Here is a 16,042-nt window from a genome sequence, read left to right as displayed (position 1 = left end):
CCGGGCGAGCCGCAAGTCCCGCACCCAGCAGAACGGCCAGGACAGCTCGGCCGTGAGCGGTTCGGACAGCTAGGGCAGCGGGGAAACGCCGATCCGCCAGTTTCCCCGGACCGGACCGGACCGGACCGAACCGGACGGGACTTGACCGCCGCGCCGCGCAACTCCTGAGTCGTCCCGGCAGTCGTTCTCGACGACGGGTCCGTCCGACCGACGGTTTCAGGGGATCCAAGGGGGCGCGCATGGTGGCCGTACGCCGCCTGATCGGCCACCCCTCCGACGAGGTCGGGTCGACCGTTCTCTCCCAGGGGCCGGGCCCATGCGGAAGGCCGGCTCGACGGGGGATGTCGAGCCGGCCTTTCGCGCGTGCGGTCCGTGGACGATCAGTCCGTGCCGAACTCCATCGCGGCACGGTCCAGCAGCTCGTCGTCGTCGGAGCCGGTGATCGCGCCGCGGGAGGCGATGGCCTCGGCGCCGCCCTCGGGGAGCTGGCCGATGAGACCGGTCGCGGCGGCCTGGGCCGCGCCGATCGCGGGGCTGCCGGAGCCGAGGAGGCCGAGCACGGAGTACTGCTCCAGCTTGGCGCGGGAGTCGGCGATGTCGAGGTTGCGCATGGTCAGCTGGCCGATGCGGTCGACGGGGCCGAAGGCGGCGTCCTCGGTGCGCTCCATGGAGAGCTTGTCCGGGTGGTAGCTGAACTGGGGGCCGGTGGTGTCGAGGATCGAGTAGTCCTCGCCACGCCGCAGCCGCAGGGTGACCTCGCCGGTGATCGCGGAGCCGACCCAGCGCTGCAGGGACTCCCGGATCATCAGGGCCTGCGGGTCCAGCCAGCGGCCCTCGTACATCAGCCGGCCGAGACGACGGCCCTCGGAGTAGTACTGCGCGAGGGTGTCCTCGTTGTGGATGGCGTTCACGAGGCGCTCGTACGCGGCGTGCAGGAGGGCCATGCCGGGGGCCTCGTAGATGCCGCGGCTCTTGGCCTCGATGATGCGGTTCTCGATCTGGTCGGACATGCCGAGACCGTGGCGGCCGCCGATGGCGTTGGCCTCCATCACCAGGTCGACGGCGGAGGCGAACTCCTTGCCGTTGATCGTCACCGGGCGGCCCTGGTCGAAGCCGATCGTCACGTCCTCGGTGACGATCTCGACCTCGGGGTCCCAGAACCGGACGCCCATGATCGGCTCGACGGTCTCCAGGCTCGTGTCCAGGTGCTCCAGCGTCTTGGCCTCGTGGGTGGCGCCCCAGATGTTGGCGTCGGTGGAGTACGCCTTCTCCGTGCTGTCCCGGTAGGGCAGTTGGTGGGCCACCAGCCACTCGGACATCTCCTTGCGGCCGCCGAGCTCGGTGACGAAGTCGGCGTCCAGCCAGGGCTTGTAGATCCTGAGGTGCGGGTTGGCGAGCAGACCGTAGCGGTAGAACCGCTCGATGTCGTTGCCCTTGAAGGTCGAGCCGTCGCCCCAGATCTGGACGTCGTCCTCCAGCATCGCCCGGACCAGCAGCGTGCCTGTGACGGCACGGCCGAGGGGGGTCGTGTTGAAGTACGCCCGCCCGCCCGAGCGGATGTGGAACGCGCCGCAGGTCAGCGCGGCCAGGCCCTCCTCGACCAGCGCGGCCCGGCAGTCGACCAGGCGCGCGATCTCGGCACCGTAGGTCTTCGCGCGGCCGGGCACCGAGGCGATGTCGGGCTCGTCGTACTGGCCGATGTCAGCCGTGTAGGTGCACGGGACAGCACCCTTGTCGCGCATCCACGCGACGGCGACCGAGGTGTCGAGCCCGCCCGAGAAGGCGATGCCGACGCGCTCGCCGGCCGGAAGAGAGGTGAGGACCTTGGACATAGAAATATTATGCATGCCAATGCATGATCATGCAAAGTGCTACGCGCGATTCAGCTCCCGTCACCCGCGTCGCCCCCGTCGCCGAGTTCGGTGAAGAGGGTCAGCTGGAGGGCGCCGGGGGCTTCGAGGCGGGCGTTCAGGGAGTTCCAGGGGGTGCGGGTCGGTTCGGCGACCACCTCGGCGCCGGCCGCCGCCAGCTTCGCCGTGGTCGCGGTCGAGTCGTCCACCTGGAACGCGACCCGGATGTGGCCGGCCACACGACGGCCGACCTCCACGTCGTCGATGAACGCCGCGTGGTTCGGATCGGTGATCTCCAGCGTCGCCCGGCCCGCTTCGAGGATCGACACCCGCCCGCCGTCGGACGAGAACGCCGCCCGCTCGGGAAGACCCAGCACATCGCGGTAGAAGTGCAGCGCGGCGTCGTAGTCGGCGGCCGTCACGACCAGGCGGAGTTCACGGACAGCGGGTAGGGAATCGTCGGACACAACAGCTCCTGGACGGTTCGGAGTTGGGCAGCGGGACCGTGATTGTAAGGTCGCCGGTCACGGGTCGGGCGTAGGCGGAGGGGCGGGTCGGAACGTGGGCGGGGACTGGCGGGGCGATCGGATCGGGAGCGCGCTCAGGGGCGGGAACCCGACGGTGCTGCGAAGGCTCACGGCCGGGTTCGCGGTGATCGGGGACGTGCAGTTCCTGCCGGGGTACTGCGTGCTGCTCGTGGACGATCCGTCCGTGGGGCGGCTGTCGGAGCTGCCGGGGGACGGGCGGACGGCGTTCCTCGCGGACATGGACCGGCTGGGCGAGGCCGTCGAGCGGGCCTGTGGGCGGCTGGATCCGGCGTTCCGGCGCGTCAACCTGGAGATCCTCGGGAACAGGGACCCGTTTCTGCACGCGCATGTCTGGCCGAGGTACGCGTGGGAGCCGGAGGAACTGCTCGACAAGCCGGTGTGGCTGTATCCCCGGGAACGGTGGAGCGACGACCGGTACGCGCTCGGACCGCGCCACGACGAGCTGCGCGAAGCGATCGGCCGGGAACTGGACCACCTCGCGAGCTGAGCGGTTGAGTGGCCGAGCAGCTCAGTAGCTGAGTGGTTGTTCGGCTGACTCGCTGGCCGCCCGGCCGACTGACCGACTGACCGGCTGACCGACCCGACCGACCGGCTGACCGGCTGACCGACCGGTCAACTGCCCGACCGACCGACCGGCCGCCTACAGGAGGAGCCCCTTCGGCAACGCGACCCCCGTCGCCGCCAGGTGCCTGAGCGCCGCCGCGATGGAGTGGCAGTCGAAGAGGGCCGAGTGTTCGTCGCCCGGGGCCGGCCGGGGCAGACCCAGGACCTGCCACAGGCGGCCCGAGTTGGCGGCTGCCGTGGTCGGGGCGACGGTGTTCAGCCAGGGGCGGATGTTGAGGAACCCGGGAGTGAGGGCGTTGTGCTTGATCTCCTCACCGCGGGCCCGGGCCCAGCCGATGTTCTCGCCGAGGACGACCATGTCGTTGCCGTAGGAGAGGACGGACCGCCCCTGAGGCCGCCCCTGACAGAAGGCGAGGAAGTCGCTCAGGGCGCGGGCCGGCGCGAGGCCGTCCCGGTCGACGGTCCGCTGGTCGATGCCGGTGAGGTCGGTGAAGAACGGCGAGAGGATCGGGTTCACCACCGGCCGGACCAGCGCCTCGTACTCCTCGACGACGGCGTACTCCTCGCTCAGCCGCAAGGCACCGATCTGCACGATCTCCCGCAGCTGGCCGGGGGCCGACCAGTCCTGTTCCATGGCCCCCGTCCAGGTCGTGAACTCCAGGTCGAAGATGACGAAGGTGGGCAAAACGCTACTCTCCCTGTGGCACGAGGGCGGTTACGGAAAGCGTTCCACCCACCAGCCGCCGTGACTCCCTGACTCCAAGGCTCCAAGGCTCCAAGGCTCCAAGGCTCCAAGGCTCCAACGCCCGGTTACCGGTTACCGGTTACCGGTTCAGGGCCACCAACCGGCTCCCGGTGGACAGGTCCGCGCCCAGCAGGCCGTCGGGGAGGATGCGCCCGGCGTCCGCCGCCGCGATCCCGGACTTCAGCGCCGCACCGGAGCCCGCCGTGGAACCCGCACCCGGCTCCTCCCCCGTCCCCGGCGTCGGGCAGAGCGCCTCCGCGAGGTGGCCGTTGATCGCCTCGTCGATCGGGCTCGGCTCCAGGGCCGTACCGTCCGCGTTGAGGCGCTGGTACTTCATCAGGTTCCAGCCCATGGAGAGCTGGCGCTTGCCGTCCTCGCGGGTGAGGCTGATGGTGCCGGCGCCGAAGACCCCGCCGTCATGGCCCCAGAAACGCCCGCAGCCGGGGAGGTCGAGGGTGTAGATGCCGAGGCCGTAGTCGATGGCGGCCCCCGGGGCGACCTCCACCGGGACCGTGCGCTGCATCTCGGCGAGAGACGCGCGGCTGACGAGGCCGCCGGTGAGCAGCGTGTGGTAGAAGCGGTTGAGGTCGTCGGTCGTGGAGACGATCGCGCCCGCGGTGTAGGCCCAGGACATGTCGTAGACGCTGTAGTCGCGGGGCGGGTCGATGATGCCGTAGAAGGACTCGTACATCTTGGCGTGCGGGCCCTTGATGTGGGCGGTGCGCGGGTACGAGGTGTCGCGCAGGCCGGCGCGGTCGATGACGTGGCGGGTGATGTACGTCGACGCCTTCTGGCCGGTGACCTTCTCCAGGATCAGGCCGGCGATCACGTAGTTGGTGTTGGAGTACGAGCCCGGCTGCGCGCCGGGGCGGCCCGTGGCGTCGGCGGCGAGGCCCAGCCGTACCAGTTCCCCGGGGGCGATCGAGCGGAAGCGCCCCTCGTCGAGGCTGGTGGTGGAGTTCTGGGCGAGGGAGGGGAAGGCGCCGAGGACGTAGTCGCCTATGTGGCTGGTGTGGTTGAGGAGCATGCGTACGGTGATGGCGTCGCCGCGCTCCCGGTCGGCGTCGCTGGCGTCGAACAGGTCGGGGACGTAGTCCGTGACCGGGGCGTCGAGAGCGATCCGGCCCCGCTCCACCTGCTGCATGATCGCCACCGACGTGAACGTCTTGCTGATGCTGCCGACGCGGTGCCGCATGTTCGGGGTGACCTCGCGCCCCGTGTCCACGTCGGCCAGACCCGACGCGCCGGTCCAGCGCTGCCGGCCGTCACGGACCGACGAGTACGTGCCGTACATCCCGGCCTCGTGGATCGCGTCGAGCGTGGCGCGCAGCTCGGCCCGGTCCAGCCCGGTGGGCGCCGGGGCGGTTCCCGCCGCCGCTCCGGGCGCGGCCGACACGGCCGGCGCCGCCGTGACGAGCAGGAGTGTGGTGCCCAGCGCGGTCCCGACGAGATGTTTGATGCGCACGGCTGTCCCCGTTTCTGACGTTCCTGACGTTCCCGATGGCCCCGGACGGTCAACTCCCGGGCCCTGTCAGGTGATTGTCGCGAGGTGTCGGTGCTCCTTACATCCGTCGCGGGGACGATCATCTTCACAGCGGGGCCATGACATCTGTCATGGCCCCGCGAACGTCGGTGAAGGGTGGGTGTCAGAGACCGTACCGGGACTTCATGTGGCGCCAGAAGTCACGGAACATCCATTTGTCGAACTCGGTGATCTGGGTGGCGCTGCCGGCCTTCATCAGGAAGCAGCACTGGCCGGTCGGGGACCAGTCGTAGAAGTCGTCGAGGCCGAAGGTGTGGCCGACCTCGTGCAGGTAGATGTGGATGTTCTCCTGGTTGAGGGCGCCGGTGAAGTAGGAGCGGCCCATGCGCTGCCCCCAGTCGCCGCCGGCGCCGCCGCCGAAGCCCTCGGTGAGCCAGAGGGACTGGTCGTAGTGGCGGGCGGCGCCGCCGGGACAGCGGGAGTAGTTGCCGTCCTGGTGGAAGAAGCGGCCGCAGTCGGGGGCGCACTGCGGGGCTCCTCCGCCGTCCAGCATGTTGGTGTAGATGTCGACGGAGTTGTCGGTCCACTGGAGGGTGGAGCGGTTCTTCACCGCCCAGCCGACGATGTTGACGGGGACGTTGGTGTACGGCCAGGCGTTGTGGCCGGCGCCGTTGTCGACCATCGCCGCCATCCACTTGCCGAACTGCTTCTTCAGCGCGGCGTGGATCTGGTCGCGCAGGGCGGCGCTGACCGGCTGGTCCGACTCCCAGCGGACGCAGTAGTTGACGCTGCCGCGGTTGGCCATGATCTGGTCCCAGCCGTAGTTGCGGAAGCCGTACAGGTTGCCGTAGGTGGACTCGACGTGGTTCCAGACCTCGCCCAGGGGCTGGACCAGGTTCGAGGGCGGGTTCCAGACGTCCGCCGCGGCGGCCACCGCCCGGGCCTCGACCCTTGCCCGGTCGGAGCTGTCGTTCGCCGCCTGCGCGACGGACGGCGTCGTCAGGCCGGGTGCGAGCAGCACGGCCAGGACGGCGGCGAGCACGGTGAGCAGTCTCGGGATGCGGGTGCGTGGGGTGTGCATGGTGAACTCCCTTGGTGGGGGCGGGATTTCACGTGCCTTCACTTCACCTCTCCGTTGCCGCCGACCGCCCCGGAGGTTGCCTCCCCGAACCGCGCCGACGCCACCCCGCCCTCCACCCCCCGGAATGCCCACCGCACGCGCCCATAGGCCCCCTCACCGCACCCGGGCGGCCGCCCTCCCCCACCCTCACGACCGCACAAAGTCCGACAGAGTCATTGATCCGCTTCTGTTCGAAGTCCTAGGGTGGGCCCGGTTTTTCAACAACATCGGACAGCATCCGACGCTCCTCAGTACATGCCCCCCATGTCGTCGCGAGGAAGGCCCCGGTCATGCACCACCCGCACCCGCACCCCGTAAGCCGCCGTCGACTGCTGGAGGGCGGCGCCGCCCTCCTCGGCACCCTGGCCCTCTCCGGCGGCGACGCCTACGGGGCCCCACGCAGGGGGACGAAGGCCGACGGCACCCCCGAGTGGTCCGGCAACATGGCGCTCTTCCAGGTCGGCGCGGAGCCGGCCCACACCACCCTCATGCCGTACGCGGACGTCAGACAGGCCCTCACCGGTGACCGCACCCGCTCCCCGTACCGGCTGAGCCTCGACGGCACGTGGAAGTTCGCGTACGTCGACCGGCCGGGCGACCGGGACGAGGACTTCTACCGGACGGACGTCGACGACAGCGGCTGGGACACCATCCCGGTCCCCTCCAACTGGCAGCTGCACGGCTACGACTTCCCCATCTACATCAACATCACCTACCCGTGGTGGGGCCCGAACGGCCTCGGCGAGGAGGCGCAGCCGCCGACCGCGCCGACCCGCTACAACCCCGTCGGCCAGTACCGGCGCACCTTCCACCTCCCCAAGGACTGGACGGCCGGCGACCGCCGTACCTTCCTGCACTTCGAGGGCGTCAAGTCGGCCCACTACGTGTGGATCAACGGCGAACTCGTCGGCTACCACGAGGACTCGTACGACCCGGCCGAGTACGACATCACGAAGCACCTCAAGCCGGGCAGGAACCAGATCGCCGTCGAGGTCTACCGGTACTCGGACGGCGACTGGCTGGAGGACCAGGACATGATCCGGCTGAGCGGGATCTTCCGCTCGGTCTACCTCTACTCCACCCCGGCCGTGCACCTGCGCGACTTCAAGCTGGACACCCCGCTCAGCGACGGCTACACGGCCGCCGACCTGTCCGTCACCGCGAGCGTCCGCGCGTACGAGGCCGGGCACGAGGGGGCGTACTCCGTCGAGACCCAGCTCTACGACGCCCGGGGCCACGCCGTCTGGTCGCGCCCCCTCGTCCAGTCCGTCGCCGTCGAAGCCTCCGCCGTCGGCGAGGACGTGACCGTGCGGGCCGCCAAGTCCGTCCCTTCGCCCGAGCTGTGGTCCGCCGAACACCCCACCCTCTACACGGCCGTGCTCCGCCTGCGCGACCCGCGCGGCAAGGTCGTCGAGACCCTCTCCCACCGCGTCGGCCTGCGCGAGTTCGCGCTCAGGGACGGGCTGATGCGGATCAACGGGAAGCCGGTCTCCTTCCGGGGCACCAACCGCCACGAGATACACCCCGACCGGGGCATGGCGCTCACCCGCGCCGACCTGGTCGAGGACATGCGGATCATCAAGCGGCTCAACATCAACTCCGTCCGCACCTCGCACTACCCGAACAACCCGCTCTGGTATGAGCTGGCGGACGAGTACGGCCTCTACCTCGTCGACGAGACGAACCTCGAAACGCACGGCATCCGCGACCGCTACCCCGGAAACGCCGCCGACTGGACGACGGCCTGCGTGGCCCGCGCGCGGGCCATGGTCCACCGCGACAAGAACCACGCCTCCGTCGTCATCTGGTCCCTCGGCAACGAGGCGGGCGGCGGCTCCACCTTCGTCGCCATGCGCGACTGGATCGAGTCGTACGACCCCACACGTGTCATCCAGTACGAGGGCGACGACCGGCCGGCGATCAGCCAGATCCGCTCGGAGATGTACGACAGTCCGCAGCGGGTCGAGCAGCGGGCGAAGGACACCTCGGACACCCGGCCGTACGTGATGATCGAGTACTCGCACTCGATGGGGAACTCGACCGGCAACTTCAAGAAGTACTGGGACCTCGTCCGGCGCCACCCCGTCCTCCAGGGCGGCTGGATCTGGGACTTCGTCGACCAGTCGCTGACCTGGCCGGTCCCGCGACGGCAGCTCCTCACGGAGGCCGGCCCGAGCGGGCTGCAGGGCCAACTCCTCACCGCCGCCGCCCGGTTCGACCGTGACAAGGGCGTCTCCGGCGCCACCGGCTTCCCCCGTGACCCGGCCCTCGACCTCACCGGCTCCCTGACGCTGGAGGCCTGGGTCACCCCGCACGTCACCGGCGGCCACCAGCCGATCGTCGCCAAGGGCGACACCCAGTACGCGCTGAAGCAGAGCGAGCGGAGCATCGAGTTCTTCATCTACGGCGGCGGCCAGTGGGTCAGCGTCAGCTGGGCGCTCCCGGCCGACGGCTGGACCGGCCGCGAACACCATGTCGCCGGTGTCTTCGACGCCGAGGCCGGTTCCCTCACCCTCCACGTCGACGGCGAGGTGAAGGCGACCCGCACCACCACCCGCCGCCCCGCCGTCAACACCGCGCCCCTCGCGCTCGGCACCGACACGGACAACCCGACGCGGGAGTTCAGCGGCACGATCCGGCGGGCCCGGGTGTACGCGCGGGCCCTGAGCGGGACCGAGCTGGCCTCCGACGGCCGTGGCCCCGGCGACGACGGGGTGCGGTTCTGGTTCGACGCGGCGACGGTCGAGGTGGAGGAGAGGAAGCGGAAGGAACGTTCGTTCCTGGCGTACGGCGGTGACTGGGGCGACAACCCCAACGACGGGGCCTTCGTCGCGGACGGCATCATCAAGGCCGACCGGGGTCACACCGGCAAGGCGGCCGAGGTCAAGCGCGTCTACCAGGCCATCCACGCGGCACCGGCCTCGGGCGCCGACACCCTGACCTCGAGGACGGTCACTCTCACCAACGAGTACCTCTTCACCAACCTCCGCGAACTCGACGGCGGTTGGACCCTGGTCGCCGACGGCAGGGAGATCCAGCGAGGCCGCCTCACCCGCGCCCAGCTGGACGTCGCCCCCCTCTCCGCCAAGGACATCACCGTCCCCTTCCGCCTCCCCTCCTCCCCCGCCCCCGGCACCGAGTACTTCCTCGAACTCTCCTTCACCACCAAGGACGCCACCCCCTGGGCCAGGTCCGGCTTCGAGGTGGCCCGGCAGCAGTTGCCCGTCGACGCGGGCGGCCCGGCGGTGACACCCGTACCGCTGGCGGACGTCCCGAAGCTGACGTACGCGGACGGGACGGACGAGATCACGATCACCGGCAAGGGCTACCGGGGCGGCTTCTCCGTCACCGTCGACAAGACCGACGGCACCATCACCTCCTACCGGGCGGCCGGCACCCGGCTGATCACCTCGGGCCCGGCCCCCAACTTCTGGCGGGCCCCCACCGACAACGACCACGGCAACGGACAGCACACCCGCAACCAGACCTGGCGGGACGCGGGCGCGAACCGCAAGGTGACCGACGTGACCGTGCGCGCCCTCGGCGGCCGGGCCGTGGAGATCAAGGTCGGCGGCACGCTCCCGACGACCACCGAGTCGACGTACACCACCACCTACACGGTCTTCGGCAACGGCGAGATCAAGGTCGACAACACCCTGCACCCGGGCGCGGCCTCCCTGCCGTACATCCCGGAGGTCGGCAACCTGCTCCTCCTCCCGCGCCGCCTCGACCGCCTGCACTACTACGGCCGCGGCCCCGAGGAGAACCACTGGGACCGCAACAACGGCACCGACGTGGGCCTCTACTCCGGCACGGTCGCCGAGCAGTGGTCGGGCTACATCCGCCCCCAGGAGAACGGCAACAAGACCGACGTCCGCTGGGCCGCCCTGACCGACCGCGACGGAGTGGGCCTGCTGGTCTCGGGCGACTCCTTGATCGAGGTCAACGCCTCGTTCTTCACCCCGGAGGACCTCTCGACCGGCCTCCGCCACGACTACCACCTCACCCCCCGCGACTCCGTCGTCCTGCGCGTCAACCACCGCCAGATGGGCGTCGGCGGCGACAACAGCTGGGGCGCCCACACCCACGACGAGTACAAGCTCTTCGCCAACCGCGACTACACGTACACGTACCGGCTGCGCCCGCTGACGGACGTGGACAGGGCGACGGCGGCGTCCAGGAGGCCGACGGCGACGAAGTAAGCGCTCCGCCCCGGTGAGGGTCCCGCCCCGCTTCGAGGCGGGACCCTCCTTCGGCCGGCCGTCGTCGACACGGCGGCCGGTCAGCGCGTCAGCAGGTCGATCACCCCCGTCAGGTCCTCGTCGCCGCCGCCCTCGGCCAGGCGGCGGCGCATCAACGCGAAGTAGGGGCTGAGCAGTTCCGGGCTGACGCCCTGCTGCTCGGCGGTGCTCAGGAACGTCGGCGTGCCCGCCACCTGCATGGCGAGATTCGAGGCGACCCCGTCGGTGTAGTCGCCGCTCCGCAGCCGGCCGGCGGTCTCGTGGACCGCCGGGGCCATCGCGACGAGCCAGTCGGCGAGCAGCGGGGCGAGGGAGGCGGGGTCGATGTCCTCCTTGCGGATCAGGGCGAAGGCGTGCGCGGCCCCGGCGAACATGCCGTACATGGCGCTGAGCAGGGCCACGTCGTACAGGGCCGCGAAGCCCGCGTCCTCGCCCACGTAGGTCGTGCCGAGCGGGACGCCCAGGGCCTCGTGGTGCCGCGCGAACAGCTCTCGTGAGCCGCTGTAGAAGACGTAGCCGCCGGCCTCCGGGACGCCGACCATCGGAGGGACGGCCATGATGCCGCCGTCCAGGTAGCGGGCTCCTCGCTCCCGGGCCCACTCGGCGCGGACGCGGGCCTGGGCCGGGGTGCCGGTGGTCAGGTTGACCAGGTCGCGGCCGGCCAGGTCGGCGTCGGCCAGCGCCTCGGCGACGGAGTCGTCGTCCAACAGGCAGACGACGACCAGGGTGCTCGCCGCGACCGCCTCGGCGGCACTGCCCGCGACCCTCGCCCCCTCGGCGGCGAGCACCGCGGCACGGGCCGGGGTCCGGTTCCAGACGGTGAGCGGGTGGCCGGCGGCGAGCCAGGCACGGGCCAGCGCGGTACCCATCGCACCGAGTCCCAGCAAGGTGACGGAATTCTTCTCGTCGTTCTTCTCGACGTTGTTCTCGACGCTGTTCTCAACAGGGTTCTGTGTCATGCCGATCAGGCTGGTCACGGGCCCAAAGATGATCAAGTACGCACTTCGGAGTGGGTGGTTACCCTGAGGTGAGGGAGCACGTCAGAGGGGTGGGGGCATGACGACGCTGAACCGGCCGGGCGCACCGGACGGACACGCCTGCGGAATCGACACCGCGATGGAGGTGATCGGCGGCAAGTGGAAGGTCCTGATCCTCTGGGCGCTGCACGAGCACCCCTGCCGCCGCTTCGGTGAGCTGCGCCGGCTGCTTCCGGGTGTCAGCGAGAAGGTGCTGGCCTCCCACCTGCGCGAGATGGAGGCGGACGGCATCGTGCACCGCGTCTCCTACGACGAGGTGCCGCCCCGCGTCGAGTACTCGCTGACCGAGGACGGCGCGCGCCTCAACGGCGCCCTCCAGCCCTTGGCCGCCTGGGGACGCGAGCGGCCGACGGGAAGGTAGCGGCGGCTGTGCGCCGTCTGTGAGCATCTGTGCGTCAACGATGAACCCTCTACAGCCTCCGCCACGAGGGCAGCGTCGGCGCAAGGCTCGACAGCGACCTGCCCGGGACGCTGCGCCGTTCCTCGCGAAGGCCGACCCCCCGGCGCGCCAGGCACTGGTGGATCCGCGTCGGCACCAAGGACAGCGACACCTCGCTCAGCGTCGTCGGCAATCTCGCCGCGAAGCCGGAGAACCTCGGTGACGACGTCAACGCCTCCATGTACTGGGACGGGGGCCACGGCGCGAACGAGGACGCGGCCGACTTCATCCAGTGGATCGCCGACGTGACCGGTCACAAGGGCTGACCGGGCCGACACCACGGCTGACCTGCCCTCCCCCGACTCGGCGCGTCTGTGCTCCCGTCATGAAACCCGACCGCCGAAGCGCGACGCCGAGCCCGCACCGGGCTCGGCGTCGTCGCGCGGTGCCTCCACCTGTGAAAACCGCGTGTGTCACACCCGTTGACTTCCGCCCCCTCCGGCTCTACTTTCGGCCAGCCAATATGTTCGGCGAGCCGATCCTTGTTCGAGATATCGACCCCCGGATATCCATCGAAGGAGCCGCATGTCCTCCCCTCCCCGCGCCAACTCCCTTGGTTTCAAGCGCCGTTGCAGAACCGCCGTCGTACGGTCCCTGGCCCTGGCGACCACCGCGGCCGCCGCCCTGCTCTTCGTGCAGCCGTCGAGCGGCACCCCCGCACCCGTCACCCAACTCGACGCCGCACCGGTCGCGGTGACGAACCGTCAAATAGCCGTCCCCGAAGCACCGATGGGCTGGGCCTCCTGGAACGCCTTCGCCGCGAAGGTCGACTACAACGTCATCAAGAAGCAGGTCGACGCGTTCGTCGCGGCCGGGCTGCCCGAGGCCGGCTACGACTACATCAACATCGACGAGGGCTGGTGGCAGGGCACCCGCGACAGCGCGGGCAACATCACCATCGATGAGGCGGAGTGGCCCGGTGGCATGAAGGCCATCGCCGACTACATCCACAGCAAGGGTCTGAAGGCGGGCATCTACACCGACGCCGGCAAGGACGGCTGCGGCTACTACTTCCCCACCGGCCGCCCGGCCGCGCCCGGCAGTGGCAGCGAGGGCCACTACGTGCAGGACATGACGCAGTTCTCCCAGTGGGGCTTCGACTTCGTGAAGGTCGACTGGTGCGGCGGTGACGCCGAGGGCCTCGACCCGAAGACGACCTACCAGGCGATCAGCGACGCCGTGGCCACCGCGACCGCCACCACCGGCCGCCCGCTCGCCCTCTCCCTGTGCAACTGGGGCTACTCCAACCCCTGGAACTGGGCCCCGGGCATGGGCCCGATGTGGCGGACGAACACGGACATCTTCTACCACGGCCAGACCTTCACGTACGGCAACATGCTGACGAACTACGACCGGAACGTGCACCCCACGGCCCAGCACACGGGCTACTACAACGACCCCGACATGCTGATGGTCGGCATGGGTCTCACCGCCGCCCAGGACCGCACCCACATGAACCTGTGGGCGATCTCCGGCGCCCCGCTGCTCGCCGGCAACGACCTCTCCACCATGACCACCGAGACGGCGAACATCCTCAAGAACTCCGAGGTCATCGCCGTCGACCAGGACCCCCGCGGCCTCCAGGGCGTCAAGGTCGCCGAGGACACCACCGGCCTCCAGGTGTACGGCAAGGTCCTCTCCGGCACCGGCAACCGCGCGGTCCTCCTCCTCAACCGCACCTCGACCACGCAGAACATGACGGTCCGCTGGTCCGACCTCGGCCTGACGAACGCTGCGGCGACCGTCCGCAACCTCTGGACCGCCACGAACGTCGGTACGCCTGGCACGAGTTACACCACCAGCGTCCCGGCGGGCACCTCCGTGATGCTCACGGTCAAGGGCGGCACCGAGCAGTCGGCGAGCACGTACAACGGCACGTCGAGCTTCTCGGGCGTCGTCGCCGGAAACACCGGCCTGAAGACGGTCGACGTCTCCTACACCAACAACACGTCGACGGCCCGCGTCGGCACGCTCACCGTCAACGGCCAGACGTCGACGAAGGTCTCCTTCCCGCCGACCGGCTCCTCCCCCGGCAACATCTCCGTCGCCATGTCCCTCACCAAGGGCAGCACCAACACGATCGCGTTCTCCGGCGCCCCGACCCTCGAAGGCATCGTCGTACGACCGCTGCCGGGCACGAACGGCACGCTGATCACCGGCACCGGCTCCGGCCGCTGCGTGGACATCAACGACAACACCATCACCAACGGCACCGACGCCCAGCTGTGGGACTGCACCGGCGGCCAGAACCAGGCCTTCACGTACACCTCCCGCAAGGAACTCGTCGTGTACGGCAACAAGTGCCTGGACGCCTACAACCACGGCACCACCAACGGCACCCGCGTCGTCATCTGGGACTGCACCGGCGGCAACAACCAGAAGTGGAACGTCAACACCGACGGCACGCTCACGAACGTCACCTCCGGCCTCTGCCTGGACGCCTACAACGCCGCCACCGCCAACGGCACGAAGCTCGTCCTGTGGTCCTGCAACGGTCAGAACAACCAGAAGTGGAGCCAGACGTGACCCCCGTGAACAGAACCCCTGACGCGAGCGGGCTCTCCCGCCGCACGTTGCTCGGCATGGCCGCGACCGTCCCCCTGGCCGCGACCGGCGTCATGACCCTCGGCGCCGGGGCCGCCCACGCCGCCGACTCGGCGTACGCGATGGTCTACTTCACCGAGTCCAACACGATGCTGGAGGCCAACTACGGCCTCCACCTGGCCGTCAGCCAGGACGGCCTCAACTGGACCCCGCTGAACCAGAACGCTCCCCTGGTCACCCCGACCCAGGGCGCCGGCGGCCTGCGCGACCCGTTCCTGATGCGCAAGCAGGACGGAACGTTCGTCGTCCTGGCGACGGACCTCAAGGGCACCGACTGGAACTACGCCAGCACGTACATCCACGTCTGGGACTCGACCGACCTGCGGACCTTCACCGGCTACCGGCGCGTGAAGCTGCACGACATGACCACCACCCACAGCTGGGCCCCCGAGGCCTACTGGGACGCCTCACGCGGCCAGTACGGCATCCTCTACTCCTCGGTGAACAGCAGCGGCCACAACGTCATCATGGTCAGCTACACGACCGACTTCGTCACGACGTCCAACCCCCAGGTCTTCTTCGACCCCGGTTACGACATCATCGACGGCAACCTCACGGTCGGCGTCAACGGCGTCAACTACCTCTACTACAAGAGGAACCAGACCCTGGTGGGCGCCCGCTCGACGACCCTCAACCCGGGCAGCTTCACCCCGTTCAGCACGGCGGCCTCCCACGGCGGCACCGAGGCCCCCACGGTGGTGAAGTCCCTCTCCTCGTCGAACTGGTACCTCTGGGGAGACACGTACACCCCCAACGGCGTCTTCTACGTCTGGCAGTCCAGCGACCTCGCCGCCGGCACCTGGACGGCCCTCGACCAGAAGCTCTACACCCAGCCGCTCAACTCCAAGCACTGCGGCATCCACCCGATCACGTCGACCGAGTACAACAACCTGCTGACCAAGTGGGGCACCCCCACCTGGAACCGCCTCAAGTCCTACAACTACCCGTCCCGCTACGTCCGCCACAGCGACTACGTGGGCCGCATCGACGAGTACCCCTTCGACCCGTTCCCGGACTCCCAGTGGAAGCTGGTCCCGGGCCTGGCGGACTCCTCAGCGGTCTCCTTCCAGTCGGTCAACTACCCGACCCGCTACCTCCGCCACTACAGCTACAACCTCCGCCTCGACGCGAACGACGGCACGTCCACCTTCGCCGCGGACGCCACGTTCACCCGCGTAGCGGGCCTCGCGGACTCCACCTGGTCCTCCTTCCGCTCGTACAACAACCCCACCCGCTACATCCGCCACAGCGGCTACCTGCTCCGCATCGACCCGATCTCGACAACGACGGAACGAGCGGACGCGACGTTCAGAGTGGGCTACTGATCCCAGCCACCACCTCAAACGCTGCGACTCCCCGGTGCCCCGCGCCCCCTGTCCCCAGGGTGCGCGGGGCACCACCCGTTTCCCAG

At 69.7% G+C, this 16,042-nt stretch carries 11 protein-coding genes; 5 read left to right on the top strand and 6 right to left on the bottom strand.

Annotated elements, in window-relative coordinates; genetic code table 11:
• Nucleotides 1-380: 380 nt before the first annotated feature.
• Nucleotides 381-1,832: an argininosuccinate synthase gene (gene argG, locus OG202_RS25670; RefSeq protein WP_326580286.1), complete on the bottom strand. Its 1,452-nt coding sequence runs from the start codon at nucleotides 1,830-1,832 to the stop codon at nucleotides 381-383.
• A gap of 50 nt (nucleotides 1,833-1,882) precedes the next feature.
• Nucleotides 1,883-2,317 (bottom strand): VOC family protein, encoded by a 435-nt coding sequence (locus tag OG202_RS25665; protein ID WP_327728673.1) that lies wholly within the window; start codon nucleotides 2,315-2,317, stop codon nucleotides 1,883-1,885.
• Nucleotides 2,318-2,411: 94 nt separating this feature from the next.
• Here OG202_RS25665 and OG202_RS25660 point away from each other — a divergent pair, with 94 nt between their 5' ends.
• Complete coding sequence (locus OG202_RS25660; RefSeq protein ID WP_327728674.1) at nucleotides 2,412-2,885, top strand: diadenosine tetraphosphate hydrolase; 474 nt, start codon at nucleotides 2,412-2,414, stop codon at nucleotides 2,883-2,885.
• Nucleotides 2,886-3,038: 153 nt separating this feature from the next.
• On the opposite strand, the gene OG202_RS25655 is transcribed toward OG202_RS25660, so the two are convergent.
• The 3 genes from OG202_RS25655 to OG202_RS25645 all read right to left on the bottom strand — a co-directional run bounded on the left by OG202_RS25655 (nucleotide 3,039) and on the right by OG202_RS25645 (nucleotide 6,271).
• Nucleotides 3,039-3,647, bottom strand: a complete 609-nt coding sequence (locus OG202_RS25655; RefSeq protein WP_327728675.1) for a 3'-5' exonuclease — start codon at nucleotides 3,645-3,647, stop codon at nucleotides 3,039-3,041.
• 139 nt (nucleotides 3,648-3,786) lie between these two features.
• Complete coding sequence (locus tag OG202_RS25650) at nucleotides 3,787-5,172, bottom strand: serine hydrolase domain-containing protein (protein WP_328223637.1); 1,386 nt, start codon at nucleotides 5,170-5,172, stop codon at nucleotides 3,787-3,789.
• Between the two features lie 181 nt (nucleotides 5,173-5,353).
• Entirely contained in the window at nucleotides 5,354-6,271 is a 918-nt protein-coding gene (locus tag OG202_RS25645) for a hypothetical protein (protein ID WP_328223636.1), read from the bottom strand.
• A gap of 329 nt (nucleotides 6,272-6,600) precedes the next feature.
• On the opposite strand from OG202_RS25645, the gene OG202_RS25640 reads away from it, so the two are divergent.
• Entirely contained in the window at nucleotides 6,601-10,512 is a 3,912-nt protein-coding gene (locus tag OG202_RS25640) for a glycoside hydrolase family 2 TIM barrel-domain containing protein (RefSeq protein WP_327728678.1), read from the top strand.
• Between the two features lie 80 nt (nucleotides 10,513-10,592).
• On the opposite strand, the gene OG202_RS25635 is transcribed toward OG202_RS25640, so the two are convergent.
• Nucleotides 10,593-11,510, bottom strand: coding sequence for an NAD(P)-dependent oxidoreductase (locus tag OG202_RS25635; protein WP_443052358.1), 918 nt, complete (start codon nucleotides 11,508-11,510; stop codon nucleotides 10,593-10,595).
• Between the two features lie 97 nt (nucleotides 11,511-11,607).
• Here OG202_RS25635 and OG202_RS25630 point away from each other — a divergent pair, with 97 nt between their 5' ends.
• The 3 genes from OG202_RS25630 to OG202_RS25620 all read left to right on the top strand — a co-directional run bounded on the left by OG202_RS25630 (nucleotide 11,608) and on the right by OG202_RS25620 (nucleotide 15,956).
• Entirely contained in the window at nucleotides 11,608-11,949 is a 342-nt protein-coding gene (locus OG202_RS25630) for a winged helix-turn-helix transcriptional regulator (protein WP_327728679.1), read from the top strand.
• A gap of 603 nt (nucleotides 11,950-12,552) precedes the next feature.
• Entirely contained in the window at nucleotides 12,553-14,553 is a 2,001-nt protein-coding gene (locus OG202_RS25625) for a ricin-type beta-trefoil lectin domain protein (protein WP_327728680.1), read from the top strand.
• Between the two features lie 56 nt (nucleotides 14,554-14,609).
• The gene (locus tag OG202_RS25620) at nucleotides 14,610-15,956 is read left to right on the top strand and encodes a glycoside hydrolase family 43 protein (protein WP_328224721.1); all 1,347 of its coding nucleotides are present in this window, start codon (nucleotides 14,610-14,612) and stop codon (nucleotides 15,954-15,956) included.
• Nucleotides 15,957-16,042 lie beyond the last annotated feature (86 nt).

This window comes from Streptomyces sp. NBC_00310 (assembly GCF_036208085.1).
Classification (GTDB): Bacteria; Actinomycetota; Actinomycetes; order Streptomycetales; family Streptomycetaceae; genus Streptomyces.
Note: the sequence above shows the minus strand (reverse complement) of the source record. Positions and strands in the feature narration are given on the sequence as shown.

Excerpts from the sequence above, each read along its gene's own strand:
- OG202_RS25620 (WP_328224721.1), top strand. The coding sequence starts at position 14,610 with ATGGCCGCGACCGTCCCCCTGGCCGCGACCGGCGTCATGACCCTCGGC.
- OG202_RS25635 (WP_443052358.1), bottom strand. The coding sequence starts at position 11,510 with ATGACACAGAACCCTGTTGAGAACAGCGTCGAGAACAACGTCGAGAAG.
- OG202_RS25640 (WP_327728678.1), top strand. The coding sequence starts at position 6,601 with ATGCACCACCCGCACCCGCACCCCGTAAGCCGCCGTCGACTGCTGGAG.
- OG202_RS25630 (WP_327728679.1), top strand. The coding sequence starts at position 11,608 with ATGACGACGCTGAACCGGCCGGGCGCACCGGACGGACACGCCTGCGGA.
- argG (WP_326580286.1), bottom strand. The coding sequence starts at position 1,832 with ATGTCCAAGGTCCTCACCTCTCTTCCGGCCGGCGAGCGCGTCGGCATC.
- OG202_RS25625 (WP_327728680.1), top strand. The coding sequence starts at position 12,553 with ATGTCCTCCCCTCCCCGCGCCAACTCCCTTGGTTTCAAGCGCCGTTGC.
- OG202_RS25645 (WP_328223636.1), bottom strand. The coding sequence starts at position 6,271 with ATGCACACCCCACGCACCCGCATCCCGAGACTGCTCACCGTGCTCGCC.